The sequence below is a fragment of the Winogradskyella sp. 4-2091 genome (genome assembly GCF_045765065.1).
GTDB lineage: Bacteria > Bacteroidota > Bacteroidia > Flavobacteriales > Flavobacteriaceae > Winogradskyella.
In genome coordinates this window covers 58366-79551 of the sequence record NZ_JBJKOD010000005.1, presented here as the reverse complement: position 1 = coordinate 79551, position 21186 = coordinate 58366, and the positions used below count along the sequence as shown (strand labels likewise).

At 33.1% G+C, this 21186-nt stretch carries 23 protein-coding genes; 11 read left to right on the top strand and 12 right to left on the bottom strand.

Features of this window, described 5'->3' with window-relative positions; translation table 11 throughout:
• The first annotated feature begins 25 nt into the window (after positions 1–25).
• From ACJBCC_RS08180 to ACJBCC_RS08160, 5 genes are all read left to right on the top strand, one after another.
• The gene (locus ACJBCC_RS08180) at positions 26–1105 is read left to right on the top strand and encodes an efflux RND transporter periplasmic adaptor subunit (RefSeq protein ID WP_299101608.1); all 1080 of its coding nucleotides are present in this window, start codon (positions 26–28) and stop codon (positions 1103–1105) included.
• Between the two features lie 56 nt (positions 1106–1161).
• A complete protein-coding gene (locus ACJBCC_RS08175) occupies positions 1162–4356 on the top strand; it encodes an efflux RND transporter permease subunit (protein ID WP_407556904.1) in 3195 nt (1064 codons plus the stop codon).
• Positions 4357–4397: 41 nt separating this feature from the next.
• Entirely contained in the window at positions 4398–4703 is a 306-nt protein-coding gene (locus ACJBCC_RS08170; protein ID WP_299101611.1) for a hypothetical protein, read from the top strand.
• A gap of 17 nt (positions 4704–4720) precedes the next feature.
• Entirely contained in the window at positions 4721–4930 is a 210-nt protein-coding gene (locus ACJBCC_RS08165; protein ID WP_407556903.1) for a DUF2892 domain-containing protein, read from the top strand.
• 64 nt (positions 4931–4994) lie between these two features.
• Positions 4995–5357: a DUF4870 domain-containing protein gene (locus ACJBCC_RS08160; protein WP_299101613.1), complete on the top strand. Its 363-nt coding sequence runs from the start codon at positions 4995–4997 to the stop codon at positions 5355–5357.
• A 186-nt stretch (positions 5358–5543) separates the two neighbouring features.
• Here ACJBCC_RS08160 and dnaN read toward each other — a convergent pair whose 3' ends face one another.
• The 6 genes from dnaN to ACJBCC_RS08130 form a co-directional block, all read right to left on the bottom strand.
• Positions 5544–6662 carry a DNA polymerase III subunit beta gene (dnaN, locus tag ACJBCC_RS08155; RefSeq protein WP_299101616.1) on the bottom strand — a complete coding sequence of 373 codons (1119 nt, stop codon included), beginning with the start codon at positions 6660–6662 and terminating at the stop codon, positions 5544–5546.
• A 130-nt stretch (positions 6663–6792) separates the two neighbouring features.
• Positions 6793–8463, bottom strand: coding sequence for a gliding motility-associated ABC transporter substrate-binding protein GldG (gene gldG, locus ACJBCC_RS08150; protein ID WP_299101618.1), 1671 nt, complete (start codon positions 8461–8463; stop codon positions 6793–6795).
• Positions 8450–8947 carry a hypothetical protein gene (locus tag ACJBCC_RS08145; protein ID WP_299101620.1) on the bottom strand — a complete coding sequence of 166 codons (498 nt, stop codon included), beginning with the start codon at positions 8945–8947 and terminating at the stop codon, positions 8450–8452. The genes gldG and ACJBCC_RS08145 overlap by 14 nt, the downstream gene beginning before the upstream one ends.
• 1 nt (position 8948) lies before the next feature.
• Complete coding sequence (gene gldF / locus ACJBCC_RS08140) at positions 8949–9671, bottom strand: gliding motility-associated ABC transporter permease subunit GldF (RefSeq protein ID WP_299101622.1); 723 nt, start codon at positions 9669–9671, stop codon at positions 8949–8951.
• A gap of 79 nt (positions 9672–9750) precedes the next feature.
• Positions 9751–10047, bottom strand: a complete 297-nt coding sequence (locus tag ACJBCC_RS08135) for a putative quinol monooxygenase (protein WP_299101624.1) — start codon at positions 10045–10047, stop codon at positions 9751–9753.
• Positions 10048–10059: 12 nt separating this feature from the next.
• Positions 10060–10911 (bottom strand): S-adenosyl-l-methionine hydroxide adenosyltransferase family protein, encoded by an 852-nt coding sequence (locus ACJBCC_RS08130; RefSeq protein WP_299101626.1) that lies wholly within the window; start codon positions 10909–10911, stop codon positions 10060–10062.
• A 122-nt stretch (positions 10912–11033) separates the two neighbouring features.
• Between ACJBCC_RS08130 and ACJBCC_RS08125 the strand changes: the two genes are divergently transcribed.
• A complete protein-coding gene (locus ACJBCC_RS08125; RefSeq protein WP_299101628.1) occupies positions 11034–11987 on the top strand; it encodes a PhoH family protein in 954 nt (317 codons plus the stop codon).
• A 140-nt stretch (positions 11988–12127) separates the two neighbouring features.
• Positions 12128–13075 carry a phosphoribosylaminoimidazolesuccinocarboxamide synthase gene (locus ACJBCC_RS08120; RefSeq protein ID WP_299101630.1) on the top strand — a complete coding sequence of 316 codons (948 nt, stop codon included), beginning with the start codon at positions 12128–12130 and terminating at the stop codon, positions 13073–13075.
• 124 nt (positions 13076–13199) lie between these two features.
• On the opposite strand, the gene ACJBCC_RS08115 is transcribed toward ACJBCC_RS08120, so the two are convergent.
• From ACJBCC_RS08115 to ACJBCC_RS08100, 4 genes are all read right to left on the bottom strand, one after another.
• Positions 13200–13958: a DUF6048 family protein gene (locus tag ACJBCC_RS08115; protein WP_299101632.1), complete on the bottom strand. Its 759-nt coding sequence runs from the start codon at positions 13956–13958 to the stop codon at positions 13200–13202.
• The gene (locus ACJBCC_RS08110; RefSeq protein ID WP_299101634.1) at positions 13924–14526 is read right to left on the bottom strand and encodes a DUF6452 family protein; all 603 of its coding nucleotides are present in this window, start codon (positions 14524–14526) and stop codon (positions 13924–13926) included. Before ACJBCC_RS08110 ends, ACJBCC_RS08115 begins: the two co-directional genes overlap by 35 nt.
• Positions 14526–15980 carry a 23S rRNA (uracil(1939)-C(5))-methyltransferase RlmD gene (gene rlmD / locus ACJBCC_RS08105; RefSeq protein WP_407556902.1) on the bottom strand — a complete coding sequence of 485 codons (1455 nt, stop codon included), beginning with the start codon at positions 15978–15980 and terminating at the stop codon, positions 14526–14528. Before rlmD ends, ACJBCC_RS08110 begins: the two co-directional genes overlap by 1 nt.
• A gap of 143 nt (positions 15981–16123) precedes the next feature.
• Positions 16124–17290 carry a mechanosensitive ion channel gene (locus ACJBCC_RS08100; protein ID WP_299101638.1) on the bottom strand — a complete coding sequence of 389 codons (1167 nt, stop codon included), beginning with the start codon at positions 17288–17290 and terminating at the stop codon, positions 16124–16126.
• 165 nt (positions 17291–17455) lie between these two features.
• On the opposite strand from ACJBCC_RS08100, the gene ACJBCC_RS08095 reads away from it, so the two are divergent.
• From ACJBCC_RS08095 to rocD, 4 genes are all read left to right on the top strand, one after another.
• Positions 17456–17962 (top strand): hypothetical protein, encoded by a 507-nt coding sequence (locus tag ACJBCC_RS08095; protein ID WP_407556901.1) that lies wholly within the window; start codon positions 17456–17458, stop codon positions 17960–17962.
• Positions 17963–18505, top strand: a complete 543-nt coding sequence (locus ACJBCC_RS08090; RefSeq protein WP_299101642.1) for an RNA polymerase sigma factor — start codon at positions 17963–17965, stop codon at positions 18503–18505.
• A gap of 41 nt (positions 18506–18546) precedes the next feature.
• Entirely contained in the window at positions 18547–18939 is a 393-nt protein-coding gene (locus ACJBCC_RS08085) for a DUF6768 family protein (protein WP_407556900.1), read from the top strand.
• A gap of 190 nt (positions 18940–19129) precedes the next feature.
• Complete coding sequence (rocD, locus tag ACJBCC_RS08080) at positions 19130–20407, top strand: ornithine--oxo-acid transaminase (protein ID WP_407556898.1); 1278 nt, start codon at positions 19130–19132, stop codon at positions 20405–20407.
• Between the two features lie 81 nt (positions 20408–20488).
• On the opposite strand, the gene ACJBCC_RS08075 is transcribed toward rocD, so the two are convergent.
• Complete coding sequence (locus tag ACJBCC_RS08075) at positions 20489–20833, bottom strand: CCC motif membrane protein (RefSeq protein WP_407556896.1); 345 nt, start codon at positions 20831–20833, stop codon at positions 20489–20491.
• Between the two features lie 2 nt (positions 20834–20835).
• Positions 20836–21108, bottom strand: a complete 273-nt coding sequence (locus tag ACJBCC_RS08070) for a DUF2752 domain-containing protein (RefSeq protein WP_407557020.1) — start codon at positions 21106–21108, stop codon at positions 20836–20838.
• Between the last annotated feature and the right edge of the window lie 78 nt (positions 21109–21186).

The following is a 21186-nucleotide window of genomic DNA, read 5'->3' as shown; positions in this document are numbered from 1 at the left end:
AGGTACCAACATAAAAACAATCAAAATGAAAAAATATATTTATTTACTAACGCTTACAGCAACAGCATTTTTTGTAACCAGCTGCGGAAGTGAAGACAAGAAAACCGTTGAAGATAATTCGCCAGCAATTGTTGTAAAAACAAGTCAGGTGGAAGCCAATAGTAATAGTCCATTTTTAGCGGTTAGTGGTAAAATTCAAGCTACAAATAGTGCAGATTTAAGTACTAGAATGATGGGTTACGTTAATATAGTTCACGTAAATGTAGGCGATATAGTACATAAAGGGCAATTATTAGTGTCTATTAATAATAGCGATTTACAAGCCAAAAGAGCGCAAGTTAGCGCAGGAATCACTGAAGCAACAGCTGCTTTTAATAATGCACAAAAAGATTACAACCGTTTTAAAAATTTGTTTGCAGACAATAGTGCATCACAAAAAGAAATGGATGATATGACGGCAAATTTTGAAATGGCAAAAGCAAGATTAGAATCTGCTAACCAAATGAAAAACGAAGTGAACGCACAGTTTACTTACAGTAATATCACGGCGCCTTTTAGCGGAACAGTTACTAGTAAAAATGTAGAAGCTGGAAACATGGCGAATCCAGGAGTTCCATTAATTAGTATTGAAACACCAGGTGCTTTTGAAGTCATGGCGATGGTACCAGAGTCTGAAATTTCTGAAATTAAAAAAGGAACAACTGTAGATGTTTTGGTAAAATCTATTAACCAAACTATCAAAGGAAAAGTGACAGAAATAAGTACATCTGCGAAAAATACAGGTGGACAATATTTGGTAAAAATAGATTTAGATAAAACAGAAGCCAAAATTTTATCAGGCATGTTTACAACAGTTCAATTTCCGGTGGAAAGAAAAGCAAAAACTGCAATGGTTTTAGTACCAACTGAAGCTATTGTAACCAACGGACAATTATCTGGCATATATACACCAAGCCAAAGTAATACAGCCATGTTACGTTGGTTACGTTTGGGTAGAACTTTTGGAAATCAAGTAGAAGTATTATCTGGTTTAAATGCAGATGAAGCTTATATCGTTTCTGCAGAAGGAAAACTATATAACGGAGCTAAAATTTCAATTCAATAACTAAAAAATAACTCGTAACAGTTTTTCTCCTCTGGGGAAATTAAAAGGGGCCAATTATGAAAGAAGGTATCGCAGGAAAAATCGCCAAAGTCTTTATGCAGTCTAAGTTAACCGTGTTGTTAATGATTGTGTTTATGGTGGTTGGTGTTTATAGTTCGTTTTTAATTCCGCGTGAGGAAGAGCCGCAAATTGATGTGCCAATGGCAGATATTTTTGTTGGTTATCCTGGAGCTAGTCCTACGGAAGTGGAGTCGCGAGTGATTAAGCCGTTAGAGCAATTAATTTCGAATATTAAAGGTGTAGAATATGTGTATTCAACGTCGATGAAAGAGCAAGGTATGGTTATCGTGCAATTTTATGTTGGCGAAGATATTGAACGTTCGTTTGTAAAAATGTACAACGAAATTAATAAACACATGGACCAAATGCCTGCTGGTGTTACGTTTCCGTTAGTGAAAACGAGAGCGATTGACGATGTGCCAATGTTGGGTTTAACCTTGTGGAGTGAGAATTACGACGATTACCAATTAAACCAAATGGCTCAAGAGTTAGAGGCCGAAATTAAAAAGGTAAACGATGTTGCGATTACGCATAAAATTGGAGGAAGAGACCGTCAGTTGCGAGTGGTTTTAGATAAAGATAAATTAGCAGCAAGCGGATTAGATTTTCTGTCGGTTTCTGAAATGATTAAAGCCAACAACAGTCAATTAAGTGCTGGAAGTTTTGATAAAAGTGATACGGAATTCCTTGTAAATACTGGGAAGTTTTTAGCCTCAGTGACAGATGTCGAAAACTTAGTAGTTGGTGTGCAACAAAGTCAGCCTATTTATTTAAAGCAAGTGGCGAAGATTATTGATGGACCAGAAGTGCCTCAAAATTATGTGAGTTTAGGCTTTGGAAAAGGGAGTGAAGCTTCTGCCAAATATAAGTCTGAATATCCTGCTGTTACTATTTCTGTTGCTAAGCGAAAAGGTGCAGATGCAATGAAAATTGCAGAAGTTATTATAGATAAGTTAGAGCATTTGCGAAGCAGTTTAATTCCGGATGATGTTCATGTAGAAATTACAAGAAACTATGGAGAAACAGCGTCTCATAAAGTATCAGAATTATTGTTACACCTTATAGGTTCTATTGTTGCGGTTACAATTGTAGTGATGTTAGCTATGGGATGGCGAGGTGGATTAGTGGTGTTTTTATCTGTACCAATTACGTTTGCACTAACTCTGTTGAGTTATTATATGATGGATTACACGCTTAACCGAATCACACTTTTCGCGTTAGTATTTGTAACAGGAATCGTCGTCGATGATTCCATTATTATTGCCGAAAATATGCATAGGCATTTTAAAATGAAACGCTTGCCGTTTAAACAAGCGGCTTTATATGCCATTAACGAAGTGGGAAACCCAACCATTTTAGCAACATTTACAGTAATTGCTTCGGTATTACCAATGGCTTTTGTTTCTGGTTTAATGGGACCATATATGGCACCAATGCCAATTGGAGCTTCTATTGCGATGATTTTATCTTTATTTGTCGCCTTAACCATTACACCATATTTGGGTTATATTTTCTTAAGAGAAAAAGACAAAAAAGGTGCTGAAGAAAAACCAGAAAAAGCAGTAGAAGACACGTTTATTTACAGAGTTTACAACAAGTTTGAAAGACCACTTTTAGAAAGTAAAGGAAAGCGTTGGTTATTTTTATTAGGAACTTTTGCCGTATTAATGGGAACTATGGTATTGTTTTTTACAAATTCGGTAGCTGTAAAAATGTTGCCTTTTGATAATAAGAATGAATTCCAGGTGGTTATTGATATGCCTGAAGGAACAACGCTTGAAAGAACAGGAGTTGTTGCTCAAGAGATTTCACAGTATTTATCTAACAGACCAGAAGTTGTTAATTATCAAAACTATGTTGGGACGTCTGCACCAATAACCTTTAACGGTTTGGTTCGTCATTTCGATTTGCGTGGTGGAAGCAATATGGCTGATATTCAAGTGAATTTATTGTCTAAAGAAGACCGTTCTGCGCAGAGTCATGATATTGCAAAATTACTTCGTCCAGATATTCAGAAAATTGCAGCAAAATACAACGCGAATGTGAAGTTGGTGGAAGTGCCACCAGGACCACCAGTGTTATCGACTATTGTTGCTGAAGTTTATGGACCAGATTACGATGAGCAAATTAAAGTTGCAAACCATGTTCAAGACATTCTGAAAAACACAGATGATGTGGTAGATATTGATTGGATGGTTGAAGATGACCAAACCGAATATCAATTTGACATTAACAAAGAAAAAGCAATGTTATATGGTGTGGCACCGCAGCAAATTGCCTACACTATGAATATGGCTTTATCTAACAGAGCGATTACCAACATTTATGATGAAGATGCAGTAAACCAAATTGGTTTGGTGTTGGCTTTAGACGAAAAGGAAAAATCTACGATTACAGATATTTCACAATTGAAGGTTAAATCTAAAATGGGAAATATGGTTCCTATTTCAGATTTGGTAGATATTTCTGAAACAACAGCAGCAAAAAGTATTTATCACAAAAACCAGAAACGTGTGGTTTATGTCATGGCAGATATGGCTGGAGAATTAGAAAGTCCTGCGTATGCAATTTTAGGAATGGAGAAAAAGTTGAAAGAAATTCCATTACCAAAAGGTTACGAGATGAACGAAATGTATTTAGGTCAGCCCGAATTTGAAGATGATTATACTGTAAAATGGGATGGCGAATGGCAAATTACATTAGAAGTCTTTAGAGATTTAGGAATCGCCTTTTTAGGAGCCATTATCTTAATCTATATTTTAATTGTTGGATGGTTTCAAAACTTTAAAGCACCAGTGGTTATGATGGTGGCAATTCCGTTGTCATTAATCGGAATTATTCTAGGGCACTGGATTATGGGAGCGTTTTTTACGGCAACATCCTTTATAGGAATGATTGCATTAGCCGGAATTATGGTTAGAAATTCAGTTTTATTAATTGACTTTATCAACTTAAGAATAGAAGAAGGCGTGCCAATTAAACAAGCAGCAATTGAAGCTGGAGCGGTTAGAACTACACCAATATTACTTACGGCAGGAACGGTTGTTATTGGAGCATTTGTGATTTTGTTTGACCCCATTTTCCAAGGATTAGCTATCTCATTAATGGGAGGAACTATTGTATCTACTGTATTGACTTTGTTAGTTGTACCATTGGTTTATTACATGATAGAGAAAAAGAATTATAAATAATGAGATTCTGAAGCAAGTTCAGAATGACAAAAAACAAAGAAATGAAATTAGTCATAGTTACAGCAGTAGAAGAATATCAAAAAGAAGTGTTGAAGCTTTTTAAGAAAGCCAATATTCAGAATCTAAGTAGTTCTGATATTGATGGTCATAAAAATAGGCCATCAATAACGATGGCTTCAAGTTGGTTTCCTGGCGAGCAATTTGGTAACGAATCACGTTTGTTTTTTTCGTTTGCTGAGGATGGAAACATTGATGCGTTATTCGAATTGTTAAAAGTGTTTAATGAAAATTTAGAATCGAACAATCCTATTAAAGCGGTTGTGGTTCCTATTGAGACATATATATAATTTAAAAATTAATTAAAATGTTAAATACTTATTTCAGAGTCATCGTTGGTACAATGGTATTATTAAGTGTAGTATTTTCTGTTTATGTAAGTCCGTATTGGATGTGGTTTACAGTATTTATTGGTGTCAACTTAATACAGTCCGCATTTACCAAATGGTGCTTACTAGAAACTATTTTAGTGAGGCTAGGAGTTAAGAAAGAAGGTGGAAGTTGTTCCTCTTGTTAATTTTATGTTATAGAATGTAACAAATTATATTTGGTTGCGTCCTATAGGTGTAAAATCATCAATTATGGAATCAAATTACCACACGCTTAAACGCACAGACAATCAATTATTAGTCATAACACATTTATCTCAGTTACTAACGTATGTCACAGGTTTTGGTGGACTAATTGCCCCATTAATTCTGTGGGTAACACAGAAAGAACAGGTAGAGGGTATGGATGAGCACGGGAAATCTATTTTAAACTTTCAATTAAGTCTTGTTGTTTATTCATTAATAAGTATTCCTTTAATCTTTGCTCTTGGATTGGGAATTTTAATCTTAATATTAGTCGCAATCTTAGCATTTGTAATGCCGATTGTAAATGCTATAAAAGCTAGTAATGGAGAATTACCTAGCTATCCATTGTCTATTAATTTTGTTAGTTAGTTATTAAAAGAAATGGAAATAGAAAGGCTCATCGTTTGATGAGCCTTTTTTATTCCAGTATAGGCCAGAATCTCTTTTAATAATGATTATTATTAACGCAAAAAAAAACACTCAATCAAATGAGTGTTTTTTTTATATAATTTATTCATCTCTTTGTTAGAGATTTCTGCCTTCGCAGTAATTAGATTATGAGTTAAGCATCACTGGCATAACAAGCATAGTTACATGCTCACCTTCATCTAAACCATCAATTGGTGTTAAGATTCCTGCTCTGTTTGGTAAGCTCATTTCTAACTGTACGTTATCTGAACTTAAATTGTTAATCATTTCAGTAAGGAAACGTGAGTTAAAACCAATTTGCATATCGTCACCTTGATAATCACAAGTTAAACGTTCTTCAGCCTTGTTAGAGTAATCGATATCTTCAGCAGAGATATTTAATTCAGCACCAGCAATTTTAAGTCTAATTTGGTGTGTTGTTTTGTTAGAGAAAATACTAACACGACGAACAGAGTTTAAAAATTGTGTTCTGTCTATTACTAATTTATTTGGATTCTCTTTAGGTATTACGGCTTCGTAATTAGGGTATTTCCCATCAATTAAACGACAAATTAATACTGAGTTTTCAAAAGTAAACTTAGCATTAGATTCATTATATTCCACCAAGACATCATCATCACTTCCTGCTAAAATACCTTTTAAAAGATTTAAAGGTTTCTTAGGCATAATGAATTCTGCCGTTTCGGTAGCACTAACATCGTTTCTAGTATACTTTACCAACTTGTGAGCATCTGTAGCTACAAATGTTAAGTTATCTTGAGAAAATTGAAAGAATACACCACTCATTACAGGTCTTAAATCATCATTACCAGCTGCAAAAATAGTTTTACTAATTGCTGTGGCTAAAATGTCTCCCATTATCGTTGTTGTACTTGCATCTTCAATAGAAACTGCATTTGGGAATTCTGCACCATCAGCATAAGCTAAAGCATATTTACCATGATTAGAGCTAATTTCAACAGTATTGTTTTCTTCAACTACAAACGTTAAAGGTTGCTCAGGAAATGTCTTCAACGTATCTAATAGTAAACGTGCTGGTAAAGCAATGCTACCTTCAGAATCACTTTCTACATCAATCGTTGCAGACATTGTTGTTTCTAAATCACTCGCCGAAATCGTTAATTTCGATTGGCTCAGTTCAAATAGAAAATTATCTAAAATAGGAAGTGTATTACTGTTATTAATAACGCCTCCTAATACTTGGAGTTGCTTTAATAAATATGTGCTTGAAACAATAAATTTCATACTAAATATATGTGTTTAATACTTTTAATTGGTCTTACAAATATATCTTAATAGATGGGTTTTATAAAACAAACTTATTAACAAATTAGGCTTAAGAATACACAATTCGTAACAAACCTTCGCTAGAATTTTAAGATGCGTATTTTCGTTTTCTTAAATAGTTGAAGGCAAAACCAAATAAACCTAAAAGTATGAGTGGCAAGGCTATATTAATAAATTGCCAAGTACCCTTACTTTCCTTTACTTCATCTGCATTTAAAAATGCGACTGTAATTTCCTTGGCTCTTATGTTTATAAGTCCTGTGTCATCTAAAAGATAGTTCACTGTATTAAGAAGAAATTCCTTGTTACCAAACGATTTTCCTGTCATTTGATCAAAGCCTAATTCAAGAGGTCTATTCTTTATAACTTCATTTTTAGCAACGTTTCCGTCAGAAATTACAACCATTTTAGTTGCTGTACTTTTAGATTTATAGTTCTTAACCTTGAAGGGTAATACACGTTTGTCGTACACAGACGTAAATTCTCCTTCTAATAAAACTGCTAAATTCTGAGGGCCTAAATTGTAATTTTCTTCATCGGGTGCTAGCGTGACGTTTGCCAATGAAATTGTTGTTGGTGCACCTTCCGTTTTAGATTTAGGAGAACTTTGTAATAATATGGATTTTTTAATGCCATTTTTTAAGGTGTCAATCGGACTGGCAAAATCGAACTTTACTAAGTTTAAATTCTTGGTAATAGGATGATTTGGATTAGAGGCAGCCAATGGCGAGTATTGCCATTGTATGGGTTGCATTTGTGCCTGACTACCTTCACCAATAGATAACATAATAGGAGCAGAGTATAGGTCTTTTACTAAAGTAGGGTTAACACGAACACCGTATTTAAAGAAGAAATCATTCAACTTTAAATCGCGCATAATAGAAACACCAGTTCCTGTGGCATTGTACAAACTATCTTTATCCATCACAACAGATTCTGTAAGCCAAAGACTTTTTCCACCATTCATGGTATATTGGTCTAACACTAGTTTTTCATTTTCAGAAAAAGCAATACTTGGTTTCGCAGAAACAATTAAATCGTATTGTTCTAACTTCTCGAGAGTCCCTTGTGGATTGGTAGCCACACTATCTAAAGTGAATTGCGCCAAGTTGTAATAAGGCTTTATTGTTTTTAGAAAATCTGCAATGTAAATATCGCCTAACTGACCATTTCCTTTTAAGATGGCAATCTTCTTTTCTTTTGCTTTAACCAATTTACTAAATCCGTCCGCAAAAGCATATTCTAAAGATTGTACTGAATTATTAATCTGTTCTGGCAAACCAAGTGTAATGCTTCGTTTTAAAAGCGGAATTTTTAAAGTTTGGTCTTTGTAGCTTGCAAAAGCCCAAGGAAAAATAATATCTTGCGTCACTTTCCCAGTGCTATTATCGGTATTTATATATGGTTCTAAACCAGCATTTGTAAGTTCTTCGATGTATTGCTGTCGTGTGGCTTCATCCTTTACAGGATCAATGTAATTGACAAAAATCTGTTTAGATTCTAATTGAAATTCTTCAACCATCTGTTTCACTTCCGTTTGAAGCAATCTAAATTCTGAAGGAAAATCGCCTTCTAAAAACACATCGATTACTAAAGGCGAATCTAAATCACTAATTAATGATTTTGAAACATCCGAAAGTGTGTAACGATGGTCTTTAGTTAAATCGAAGCGTTGATACACTGAGCTCGATATTGCATTTACAATTACGAGTCCGATGATAATGGCTACGATATATAGTATAGTTTTATTTTTTTTCATTCTCGAAGGTTATTTCTTCTTGATAAGGTTTTATAGCGATGACTTTATCATCTTTAAATATAATTTCTACGCGTTCTTGTTGGTCGTTAAAAGCACCAGGTTCTATTCCAATGCCATAGTTCCACTTATTAGAATCGTGTCTTTTATTAGCTTCATCCCAACTAAGCCATTCTGCATTGCCTAAAAGTGTGGCTATGTCTTGTTTTGAAACACCAATGAGTGTATCAGATTCAATGGTGTGATCTATCATTTCGTAACGTAGCGCAGGATTTTCGACCCAAGCTTCTCTATCAAAATATTTTTGATGATGGTAATTACTAATAATATTTAAAAATGGATAAAACATATAGAAAAAAACAAATGGCGTAGCCACTAAACTGATAATAGCTGTGAGCCATTTACGCTTGTCTACAGTATTAAAAAACAAAAACAATAAGACAAAAACGAAGACTAAAAATATAACTAAAAGTGGAGTAATTATCATACTATTGTTTTTGGATTCTAAGTTTTGTAAACAATAAGAAGGCTAAAGCAATACTAATAAAATAGATTAAATCTCTAGTATCTATAACACCACGACTCATGCTGTTGTAATGCGCAGACATACCAAGGTTTTCCATATAAATAAGGTCTCCAAAAACGTTATAATTAGATAATCCTTCAAAACCAAAATAGAAAAAGAAACATATAAAAACAGCTATAATAAATGCTACAATTTGATTGTCTGATAGTGTAGAAGCAAAGACACCAATCGCTGTGTAAGCACCAACTAAAAACAAAAGCCCAAAGTAAGACCCAATGGTACTTCCCATATCTAAATTACCTTTAGGATTTCCTAATTGAGAAACCGTGTATACATAGAGCAAGGTTGGTATCAAAGCCATAATAATCAATACAAATGCACCAAAATATTTACCAAGTACAATTTGAAAATGTGAAATAGGCTTGGTTACTAATAGCTCTAAAGTCCCTTGTTTTTTCTCATCACTAAAACTACGCATGGTTACTGCAGGTACTAGGAAAATAAGAATCCATGGTGCTAATAAAAAGAACGATGATAAACTCGCTTGTCCACTATCTAAAATATTGAATTCGCCTTTAAAAACCCAAAGGAATAAACCATTGAGTAATAAAAATACACCAATCACTAAATAGCCAATTGGCGAGGCGAAAAAGGTGTTTATTTCTTTTTTAAGTATTGCTAACATATTTTAAATTCAGTATTCAGTATTCAGTATTCAGTATTCAGTATTCAGTATTCAGTGTTTTTTAACTTTTTTCTAACAGCTATTCAAGCGAAGCTAATTTATCCACACTCCAAGCTTCAGGTTTTCCGTTAAACAAAGGTTTAGTTTTAGACCAAACGGTTTTAAATAAATCAGAATGTCTGTAATTATTTAAATCGTTTTCAGAATTCCAATAACTATACGTAAAAAAGATGTTGGTATTATTCTGGTCTCTGTATAATTCTAAAAAATTACAACCTTCAAAATTCCTAATCTTATCCTTTACAGTTTCAAAATTAGCCAAGAATTCTTCAATTTTTGTCGGTTCAAAACTCAGTTTTACAATTCTTACTAACATATCTCAATTTACTTATTGTAGAATAGAAGGTCTTTTTATAAAATTAATGGTTACGGTATCCATAGATTTTAATCCCATTAAAGTAGATGCGCCACCTACGGTTGTGCAATTGCTTTTATAAACTGCTATTTCAATATAACCCGAAGAATTAAAAACAACCAAGCCATTACCTTCTACATCGCGTTTAGATTCTTCAATATCAAAATTTACTATATCGCTAAATTTGTTGTGTATTTTTTTAAATTTATGATTACGAGCAAACACTTCGTAAGTTCTTCCTTTTTGAATATTTTCAAAAAATTGCCGCTTTATATTAGTCACTACATTTCCGTAATTGTCAATATAAATAACACTGCCTATAATTTGGTTTTGTTCGTCGTTTACAAACGGAATTAAATTTTTAATTGGTTTAATAGTGTTAATAACTTTTCCTATCACATCTAAGGTTCCACCACGAGCAATATGGCAGGCAACCTTTACAAAGATATCTAAAACAGGGAAGTTGGTTTCAACCCTATCATGGATGTTTATTTCTACCAATTTCTCAGGTACAATTTCGTTACAAATCATACTCATAATACCATTATTGGCGCATATAAAGTAATGGTCGTCTAATTTAATTGCAATATGCTTGTTTTCAGGGCTTAACTCAGAATCTATTCCTATTAAATGAATCGTTCCTTTAGGAAAACTACTGTACGCATTTTGTATTATATAAGCTGCTTCAGAAATATTAAAAGGCGAAATAGAATGCGAAATATCTACAATATTTATCTGCTCAAGTTCACTAAAAATAGCACCTTTTATAGCGCCAACAAAGTGATCTTTTTCTCCAAAATCAGTCGTTAAAGTGATTATTGCCATGGATTGATTGTTGATATTTTTTTAAGAATTGTGATTGTAAAATTATTAGCTTTGTGTGTACACACCTTGTTGTACAAAATTAAGAAAAGAAAAGAGATTAACGCATTAAATAAAGCACGCTTTTGAACGAACTTATACTAGAACTCGAAGAAATCACACCAAAAGAATTCTTCGGTGCACAAAATGCAAATATTGCACTACTTAAAAAGTATTTTCCAAAACTAAAAATTGTAGCCAGAGGCAATAAAATAAAAGCCTATGGTGACGAAGATTTATTAGAAGAGTTTGATCGCAGAATGACCATGCTAATTAAGCACTTTGCAAAGTATAATAAGTTAGATGAGAATGTAATAGAGCGCGTCCTCACAAGTCAAAGCAGTGATGATTACGCAACATCCGCAAAAAGTGGCGAAGTTATAGTACATGGTGTTGGTGGAAAACTCATAAAAGCACAAACTGCAAATCAGCGCAAGTTGGTAGAAAGCATGCGTAAAAGCGATATGGTTTTTGCTATAGGACCAGCAGGTACGGGTAAGACTTATACAGGTGTTGCATTGGCCGTAAAAGCATTAAAAAATAAAGAAGTAAAGCGAATTATTTTAACACGTCCTGCAGTAGAAGCAGGCGAGAATTTAGGATTTTTACCTGGCGATTTAAAAGAAAAACTAGATCCATACATGCAACCTTTGTATGATGCCTTGCGTGATATGATTCCGGCAGAAAAACTAGACAGCTATATAGAAAAAGGTGTCATTCAAATCGCACCATTAGCCTTTATGCGTGGTCGTACCTTAGATAATGCCTTTGTTATTTTAGACGAAGGGCAGAACACCACACACGCCCAAATGAAGATGTTTTTAACACGTATGGGCAAAAACGCAAAGTTCCTTTTAACAGGTGATCCAGGCCAAGTAGATTTACCGCGTCGTTCTATTTCTGGACTAAAAGAAGCACTTTTGGTACTAAAAGATGTCGAAGGTATTGGCATGATTTATTTAGATGATAAAGACGTCATTCGTCATAAACTCGTTAAAAAAGTCATTGCAGCCTATAAAAGTATAGAAAACAGAGATTAATTTTTTTAGAAGCTATTTCCAGCTTTCCGCTATATCTTTTTTGCTTTTAATGGCAAAAAAGGATGCCGCTTCAATCTGGGCTAGGGCTTAACCCAACTATTAATAATCAAAACACACTAGTAGCTAAAAGCTAACAGAAAATGAACAATACTATAACAGATACCAATTTCAATTTTCCAAATCAAAAAAGTCTTTACAAAGGAAAAGTAAGAGCCGTTTATAATATTAACAATGAGCAATTAGTAATGGTTGCCACAGACCGTTTAAGTGCTTTCGATGTGGTTATGCCAAAAGGAATTCCGTACAAAGGGCAAATTCTAAACCAAATTGCAACCAAAATGATGAAGGAAACCGAAGATTTGGTGCCAAATTGGCTAGTAGCCACACCAGACCCAAATGTAGCTGTAGGTCATCTATGCGAACCTTTTAAAGTAGAAATGGTTATACGTGGTTATATGTCTGGCCATGCAGCAAGAGAATATAAAGCAGGTAAACGCATGCTTTGTGGTGTGCCAATGCCAGAAGGTATGAAGGAAAACGATAAATTTCCATCGCCAATAATTACGCCAGCTACCAAGGCAGAAATGGGTGATCATGATGAGGATATTTCTAGAGAAGACATTCTTAAAAAAGGAATCGTTTCTGAAGAAGATTACTTAGTATTAGAAGATTATACAAAAAAACTCTTTCAACGCGGAACAGAAATCGCAGCAGCAAGAGGATTAATTTTAGTAGATACTAAATATGAATTTGGTAAAACTAAAGACGGAAAAATTGTGTTGATAGATGAAATACATACACCAGATTCCTCGCGTTATTTCTATGCAGACGGTTACCAAGAACGTCAAGATAAAGGTGAATCACAAAAGCAATTGTCAAAAGAATTTGTTAGGCAATGGTTAATTGCCAATGATTTTCAAGGATTAGAAGGGCAAACAGTACCTTTCATGAGTGATGAATATATAGAATCTGTGAGTGAACGCTATATAGAATTATACGAAAACATCACAGGCGATAAGTTTGTAAAAGCAGATGTTTCAGATATTCAGAGTAGAATAGAAGCTAATGTTTTAGAGTATTTAAAGTAGAGGAGTTTAGTCATGTTGAACGGTAGTGAGATATCACATAATATTTTTGGTTGATAATTGTTGAATTATTGGTAGAATGCGATTTCTCGTCGCTCATTCTTCGCTCTGTCGAAAAGAGTTTAAGTTACTCCTCAACTTCTTTTTCTTGAATAACGACTTTGTCCTTTTTGAAAATTGGAACTAAATAAGAAAGATTAAAACCATATCCACCACCAAAAGCACTACTGTCGTACGTTCTGTTGTATCCTGGAATATAAAGGTTTTCATAATTATTTATTTCCTTATCACTAATTAATATTTTAAGTTGAAGATTAATACCAGCATAAAAGTTATTAAAAAGTTCTGTTTTTAAACCTATTTGAAACTCTGTCCAAAGTGCTGTTAAACCAGTGAATTCTTGCCCTTCTGTAATTGAATATTGTTCATCCCAATATTGGTTGTATACATTGTAAACTGTAAAATTATTTAAAGTTTGACTAAAAGTACTTGCGCCAACTCTAATTCCGGCAAAAATCATGTTCTCCATGTCTAACCAGTTTTTGTAGAAATTAATATCAATTCCACCTTTAAAATAACTCCCTTTAGTAGTATTATTTAAGTAATCGGTTTCTAATGTTTTTTCTTCATTCCCAAGTTCTCCTGCGATATAAATTTGTTTAGATAGCCTATAATCGCCCATAATTTCAAAACCAGTATAGCTGTCATCAAAGTAGGTTCGTCCTAATTTACTGATATCAGCACCAAGTCTTAGACCATATTTTTGTTTGTAAACTAAGGTGTCATTTATAGTTTTTTTATCTTCTTGAGCAAAAGCCATTGCAGAAAACAACAGCAATATTATTGCACTTCTAATGATAGATGCGTACATGTGTTGTGTTTTCATTTTCAACAGAGTTTTCAATACTGTCTTCGATTATTATATTAGCAATCCAAGGATTATCATCCAAAATTCTAGCCACATTTAATTGCGTAAAAATTGTTTTATAACCACATGCTCTAGAAACGTAACTAAAATCAATTTGATACGTAATTTCTAGAATATCAATATTAGACTCTGTATTAACATCTTCGTCTAATCTAAAGCTCGTATCCTTTTCTAAAATATAGCGAGATGTTACAAAGTTGTTTCCTAATTCATCTGAGATCCTTAAAGGTAATGCTACAATACTCGTATTAGTGTCAAAGACATATAAATCGTCATCTTCAAAATCTACTACAATACTATCAGAAGACGCTGTTGGTTGGGTAACCTCTCCATTTTCATCTACTACCAATCCTTCACCATAAACGGTAAGTCTGGGAACATCTTTTGTTTCTGTCGTATCCAGATTGTCGTAAAACTCTATTACTAATCTTGGTGTTGTAGTTGTAGATGCTGCGCAAATATCATCTCGCTCACAATTGATAAGCGAGATAGCAATACACAGTACAAAGTATTTTATCTTTTTCATTAATATTTTTCAAATAATACAACCGTTTCAATGTGCGCAGTATGTGGAAATTGGTCAATTAAACTCAATTTTTTAATAGTATAACCTGCCTCCATTAATTGCTCAGTATCTCTAGCCTGAGTTGCAGGATTACAAGATACATAAACCAAACGTTCTGCTTTTAGGTTTATTATTTTTTTAAGAGTTTTTGGCGCAATACCAGCTCTTGCAGGATCTAAGATAATTGTTCTTATTTTATTGGTGTATTCTGGGTGTTCGGTTAAGAATTTACCAACATCTGCTGCATAAAATTTTAGGCCCTCTATATTATTGCGTTTTGCATTTTCTTTTGCATCTTCAATAGCCGCAGCAACAATATCTACACCAACTATTTTAGTGTTTTCGGCTTTGTTAGCTATAATTTGCCCAATAGTCCCAGTGCCACAGAATAAATCTAAAACAACCGTGTTATCAACAGCTTCTTTGTTTTCTAGAGCATAATCAACAACTTTAGTATAGAGTTTCTCAGCACATTTTGGGTTGGTTTGAAAAAAGCTCTTCATGCTAATTTCAAAATTTAAGTCTAATAATTCTTCTACAATTTTGTCATCGCCATAAACCAAAGAAATGCTTCCGGTAGTTGCAATAGTTCTATCTCCTGTTTCGTCATTTATGGTATGCAATAAACCTGCAACTCGGTCGCCAAATAATTCAACTAAATAATTAGCAAATTTATCTAAATCAAATTTTGGTAAATCATAAGATGTGGTTACCAAATTGAATAATAGCTGATTGGTTTTAAAAGATTTTCTAACTACAAAATATCTAAAGAAACCTTCCCTTTTTGGTGGATGCCAAGGTGGTAACCCTGTATTTACGCAGTAAGTTTTAATCTCTTTAAGTTGATTTTCAAATTCGGCATCAAATAAACCAGAATCTTTCTTAAGGTCATCGCCACACCACCAAGTACCACGTTTTTTAAAACCTAATGTGAATTCGTCGACATCGGTTTTTTTCTCATGGTTATATCCAATAGAAGAAAAACCATATTCCATTTTATTTCTATAATGGAAGGTGTTTGGAGAGGTTACAAATTCATCAAATTTATCTTCAATATCTGCAACTTTACCAATTCGTTTAAACAGTTCTAAAGTACTTTGCTGCTTGTATTGGTGTTGTTTTTCAATAGGTAAATTAATATAAGGTGCGCCAGGAATACTTTGGTAAGGCATATCAATTTCATCCTCAGAAGGTTTTAAAACCTCAAAAAGTTTGCCTTCGGCATATTTTTTACTACTCTTTTTAATTTGTGTTTTTACTAACTGACCAGGTAATGTATTCGGTACAAAAACAACAAATTCGCCATGCTCATTTCTAATACGACCAATGCCTTTACCACCAAACGCATAATCTTCTATTAGGATGTCTATAATCTGTCCACGTTTTACAAATTTGTTTCGTTCTCTTCTTGGCATTTCTTAATATTAATTAAGCTGCAAAGATAGGTGCAATTTTGCGAATAGTAAAGTTGAAAATGATGCTAATACATCTGAGTTTTATACAAATAAAAAACGGCTCAGATTTCTCTAAGCCGTTTTAGTTAATTAAGGGTGAAAAATTAGTTCTTATTAAATTTTTCCAAGATTTTTCCCATTTGTTTTCCTGCTGCTTCTCTGCCACCAAGTCCAAATGACAATACTACGGTAAGTGCTACGGTTCCTAATGTTATACCGAAAGCTAGGTTTACAATTTCGTCTGCAATGCCCATAGAACGTAGGCCTATTGCTAAGAATATAGCAATAATGCTAATTTTTACAATAGAGACAACAAACGGATTGTTTTTACTGTTTAAAGCCTTAGTAAATAGATTAGAAATAATTAAACCTAAGCCAATGATTACTATTCCAAATAGTATCTTACCAGCATAAGCTAAAACGGTATCGATTATTTCCGTAAGTTGTGTGAATTCTAATTTTTCGAAAGCCGTAAGCATTCCAAATACAACAATCAGAGCATAAGCAATGTTAGATATCAGTTTAGCTACGCTTTTGGTGCCAACATATTCCGTCATATTCATTTTTGCAACCAAGCCATCTACATTAAGACTTTGTAGTAATTCTTTTAAAAGTTGTGCTACAAAGCGTCCTACAAATACAAACACTAAAATGATAATTGCTGCAACAATTATTCTAGGGATAGCTTCAAAAAATGCGCTTAACATAGTTGTTGCTGGTTCGGAAATGGCTTTCATATCTAAAATATGAAACGCTGAGATTAATAAAGGAATGAATATGAATATAAATACAACCTTCTTTAAAATTGATACCACATTGATGTTTTCTGGTAACCTTAATTTTGGTGTGAATTTCTGAATGGTATCTCCAGATAATTCTACTAATTCTGAGACTATAGTCGCTAGCATATAGCCAATATATGCGACTAAACCTGCACCAATAATGTTGGGAATGTAATTTGTAAATCCATTTAATAGGTTTTTAATTGGATCTAGCACGTCTGTTAAACCTAGTTTTCCTAAAGCCAACATAAATACAAATATCATTACTAAGAAGTAAAGAAGTTTACCGATAAAAGAGGATAGCTTTAATTTTGAGTTTTTAAGCTGGTCATCTACACCAGTTTTTTTAATAAGTTTTGTTGTCATACGTTTTACAAAACCAGCAATAAACCAGCCGATAATTAGTATTAAAATAGCTGCAATTACACCAGAAAGGTTTTCACCAAATGATGCCGTAAATTTGTTAAATAAATCTGCTAAATAGTCCATGGATAATTAAAGTTGAATAGTTAATATTATATAATTGAGACACTTATTATTTTAAAAAGACACATTAATCTAATTTATTAGGTAAATATGGATTCGGTTTTTATGGTCGCTGAAAAGATTTCTAAATAAAAATGAACCTTTTCTAAAATCTTTCGTCTTTAAGATATGAGAGTAATAAATATACATACCAGACAAATTAATGAGCCAAAAGAAAATGTGTCTAAATTGTTTAAAACATTAGCAACTTCTAATGATTTAATTTGGCCTTATGAGAACTGGCCAGCAATTCGTTTTAAAAATGGAATAAGTATTGGAAGCAAAGGTGGACACGGAACTATTAGATATACAATTATAGACTATAGCGCAGACGATTTTATTAAATTTGAGTTTTCTAAACCTAAAGGATTTGTTGGTACACATGAATTTAGAATTAAAGCTACAAACAATACTTCAACAGAAATTAGTCATGAGATAACAACAGTTACTACCTTTAAAACAGCATTACTATGGGTTTTTGTAATACGTTGGCTTCATGATGCATTAATAGAAGATGCTTTTGATAAAGTGGAAAATTATTTTTCAGGAAATCACAAGAAAACTAAATATAATTTATGGGTTAAGTTGTTGAGAGAAATCTATAAACGTAAGGCTAATACAACCAAAACAGCATAATTGAAAACCGACCAAAGTATAGATAAAAAATTAGTAGAAGCTTATAAAAGTGGAGACAAAAGAGCATTGGCAGCTTTGGTAAAGCGATGGCATAAATTGTTTTGTGATAAAGCTTATTGGTTAGTTAAGGATAAAGAGGCAGCTAAAGACATTGCACAAGACAGCTGGACCATTATAATTAATAAAATCGAAACTTTAAAGGACCCAAAACAATTCAAATTTTGGGCCTATAGAATAGTCTGTAATAAGGCAACAGATTGGTTGAGGTTACAATCAAAAAATCAAAAACAAACGGTTAGGAATAATTTTGAAACTAAAACTGAAGACAACGTTTATTCTGAGAATGAACAGTTAAAACTTAAATTATCTAAAGCTATAAATGAATTACCAAATGCTCAGAAAATAGTAATAGAGCTATTTTATATTGAAAGTTGTACTTTAAATCAGATTAGCAACTTGTTAAATATCTCTATCGGAACAGCTAAATCAAGACTGTTTCATGCTAGAGAAAAATTAAAAAAAGAATTACAAGATAAAAAATAACATATTCTCGAATTCAAGAGAACTAAAAAATAAATTTTAAGATGAAAACTAAAATAGAAGAAATAGATCAATTAATAAAAGAGACATTAACTGAAGAAGAAGCAAAATTCTATGATGATCTGGAGGAGCAAAGCGTATTCGCTATGATTGCAGGTCTATATAAAGGTAAAAACTTATGGTTTACTGTGGTAATGCATATAGTAAATTTAGTGGCTTTTGGCTTTTTAATTTACTGTGCAATTGAAGCGTTTAAGACAGAATCAACCAATGAACTTATACTTTGGATTGCCGGATTTTTTATATGTTTTACAACCATGTGCATGATAAAAATATATGCTTGGTTGCAAATTCATAGAAATGCATTACAACGAGAATTAAAACGGTTAGAACTGCAAGTATCGTCACTGTCGTCAAAAATTTCGGAGGAGGTTTAATTTAAAAAAGATTCTTTGTAAATTGCAGCCTCTAGGGATGATTTCTTTCCCACGCTGAATTTTCGACTTCTCGAAAGGATAAAGGTAGATAAGGAACTCGCATAGCGAGATTTAATTATTAATGTTTGCATTGTGTATCAATGTTAAACGATGCCTTTTAAAGAGGCATAAACCTTAAATTATTTTTAAAATGGCTGTTATAGACCAAGTAACATCGCAAGAAGCGATAGATTTAGAAAACAAGTATGGTGCTCACAATTACCATCCACTTCCTGTAGTATTGAGTAGAGGAGAAGGTGTCTTTGTTTGGGATGTAGAAGGAAAGAAATATTACGATTTTCTTTCTGCATATTCTGCTGTAAACCAAGGACATTGTCATCCAAAAATTGTTGCTGCAATGACTTCGCAAGCACAAACTTTAACCTTAACATCAAGAGCTTTTTATAATGATATGTTAGGGAAATATGAAAAGTACGCAACTGAAACTTTTCATTTTGACAAACTGTTACCAATGAATACAGGAGCAGAAGCTGTAGAAACAGCTTTAAAACTCTGTAGAAAATGGGCTTATGAAGTAAAAGGAATTGATGAGAATGAAGCCGAAATTGTAGTTTGTGAAAATAACTTCCATGGAAGAACAACAACTATTATTTCTTTTAGTAATGACCCTGTTGCTCGCAAAAACTTTGGACCATATACTAATGGATTCATTAAAATTGAATATGATAATCTTGAAGTATTAGAAGAGACATTAAAGAATAATGCTAATGTTGCTGGTTTCTTAGTAGAACCTATTCAAGGTGAAGCTGGTGTTTATGTGCCAAGCGAAGGATATTTATCTAAAGCAAAAGCACTATGTGAAAAATATAATGTTTTATTTATTGCAGATGAAGTACAAACAGGAATAGCAAGAACAGGTCGTTTGTTAGCAACATGTGGTAATTGCAATTGTTCTGATAAACACTGCTCTGGCGAACCAGAAGTGAAACCAGATGTATTAATCTTAGGTAAAGCATTATCTGGAGGTGCTTATCCGGTTTCTGCAGTTTTAGCAAACAACAATGTGATGGATGTTATAAAACCAGGAAATCACGGTAGTACATTTGGAGGAAATCCTATTGCAGCAGCTGTCGGTATTGCGGCTTTAGATGTTGTAAGAGATGAGGACTTAGCTAATAATGCTGAAGAATTAGGGCAACTATTTAGAAGTGAATTATCTAAATTTATTGAAACAAGTCCTATTGTAAACGCAGTAAGAGGAAAAGGGTTGTTAAACGCTATTTTAATTAATGATACAGAAGAAAGCGATACCGCTTGGAATATCTGTTTGAAATTAAGAGATAACGGTTTATTAGCAAAACCAACGCATGGTAACATTATCCGTTTTGCGCCACCTTTAGTGATGACTAAAGAGCAATTGTTAGATTGTGTTTCTATTATAACAAAGACTTTAAAAGAATTTGAATAATAATTTCATTAGAATTCAAGATAAAAAAAGCGATTTTCATTTAAGAAAATCGCTTTTTTAATATTATAAAATAGAAACTATTTATTCTCCAGCATCTTCCATACCTTGCTGGTAGCCTTCCATAAATTCATTCATCATTTCTTGTCTAGCTTCCCATCCTCCTGTAGAAAGATCGTAAATGTTATAAATTAATGTTATAGCACATATAATAGTAATGACTAAAGCTACAGTTTTAGCAGTAGTCATTGCCTTTACACTTGTTGGATCATAATCATCAGGACTAATACTAGCTTTTTTTAATCCGCTCTGTGCTATAAAAAAAGCAGGAGCAGAAAGCAATATACCAAGGCCACCAAAGCAGCAGCATAATAGGCCAATTATTGATAAAACGTATACGACTGCAGTATTTAATTTTTGTTGTTCCATGGTTAAATTTTATTTAAATATAGTTTGATTAGATAACTTCCAACGATTATAATAACATTAGATATCGCTAATATAAATATAATTTTATTGCTGTTTTTAAAATTCTTAAAACTGTTTACAATTAGAAATCCAAAAAAGCCCAATAATGTGTAGATTGCAGGATACATAAAAAAAGCATCAATTAATTTACCTTCCAAGATTAACGCGATAGAGCGTTGAATACCACAACCCATGCACTCATAACCAAAAATTTTTTTGTTTAAGCAAGGAATCATGTAGTCTTCAAGACCGTTAATCAATATTAGCATAGCGCTAAATTAAGATTTTACTAAATACTTTTACAAATGAATTTA

Bases quoted from the DNA above. Each gene is read 5' to 3' on its own strand.
- gldG (WP_299101618.1), bottom strand. From the start codon at position 8,463: ATGAAAAAAAATAAAACTATACTATATATCGTAGCCATTATCATCGGA.
- ACJBCC_RS08180 (WP_299101608.1), top strand. From the start codon at position 26: ATGAAAAAATATATTTATTTACTAACGCTTACAGCAACAGCATTTTTT.
- rlmD (WP_407556902.1), bottom strand. From the start codon at position 15,980: ATGCCAAGAAGAGAACGAAACAAATTTGTAAAACGTGGACAGATTATA.
- ACJBCC_RS08175 (WP_407556904.1), top strand. From the start codon at position 1,162: ATGAAAGAAGGTATCGCAGGAAAAATCGCCAAAGTCTTTATGCAGTCT.
- ACJBCC_RS08145 (WP_299101620.1), bottom strand. From the start codon at position 8,947: ATGATAATTACTCCACTTTTAGTTATATTTTTAGTCTTCGTTTTTGTC.
- ACJBCC_RS08165 (WP_407556903.1), top strand. From the start codon at position 4,721: ATGTTAAATACTTATTTCAGAGTCATCGTTGGTACAATGGTATTATTA.
- ACJBCC_RS08135 (WP_299101624.1), bottom strand. From the start codon at position 10,047: ATGTTAGTAAGAATTGTAAAACTGAGTTTTGAACCGACAAAAATTGAA.
- ACJBCC_RS08115 (WP_299101632.1), bottom strand. From the start codon at position 13,958: ATGAAAACACAACACATGTACGCATCTATCATTAGAAGTGCAATAATA.
- ACJBCC_RS08160 (WP_299101613.1), top strand. From the start codon at position 4,995: ATGGAATCAAATTACCACACGCTTAAACGCACAGACAATCAATTATTA.
- ACJBCC_RS08070 (WP_407557020.1), bottom strand. From the start codon at position 21,108: ATGATTCCTTGCTTAAACAAAAAAATTTTTGGTTATGAGTGCATGGGT.
- ACJBCC_RS08075 (WP_407556896.1), bottom strand. From the start codon at position 20,833: ATGGAACAACAAAAATTAAATACTGCAGTCGTATACGTTTTATCAATA.
- ACJBCC_RS08120 (WP_299101630.1), top strand. From the start codon at position 12,128: ATGAACAATACTATAACAGATACCAATTTCAATTTTCCAAATCAAAAA.
- ACJBCC_RS08085 (WP_407556900.1), top strand. From the start codon at position 18,547: ATGAAAACTAAAATAGAAGAAATAGATCAATTAATAAAAGAGACATTA.
- ACJBCC_RS08110 (WP_299101634.1), bottom strand. From the start codon at position 14,526: ATGAAAAAGATAAAATACTTTGTACTGTGTATTGCTATCTCGCTTATC.
- ACJBCC_RS08100 (WP_299101638.1), bottom strand. From the start codon at position 17,290: ATGGACTATTTAGCAGATTTATTTAACAAATTTACGGCATCATTTGGT.
- rocD (WP_407556898.1), top strand. From the start codon at position 19,130: ATGGCTGTTATAGACCAAGTAACATCGCAAGAAGCGATAGATTTAGAA.
- ACJBCC_RS08170 (WP_299101611.1), top strand. From the start codon at position 4,398: ATGAAATTAGTCATAGTTACAGCAGTAGAAGAATATCAAAAAGAAGTG.
- ACJBCC_RS08130 (WP_299101626.1), bottom strand. From the start codon at position 10,911: ATGGCAATAATCACTTTAACGACTGATTTTGGAGAAAAAGATCACTTT.
- ACJBCC_RS08095 (WP_407556901.1), top strand. From the start codon at position 17,456: ATGAGAGTAATAAATATACATACCAGACAAATTAATGAGCCAAAAGAA.
- gldF (WP_299101622.1), bottom strand. From the start codon at position 9,671: ATGTTAGCAATACTTAAAAAAGAAATAAACACCTTTTTCGCCTCGCCA.
- dnaN (WP_299101616.1), bottom strand. From the start codon at position 6,662: ATGAAATTTATTGTTTCAAGCACATATTTATTAAAGCAACTCCAAGTA.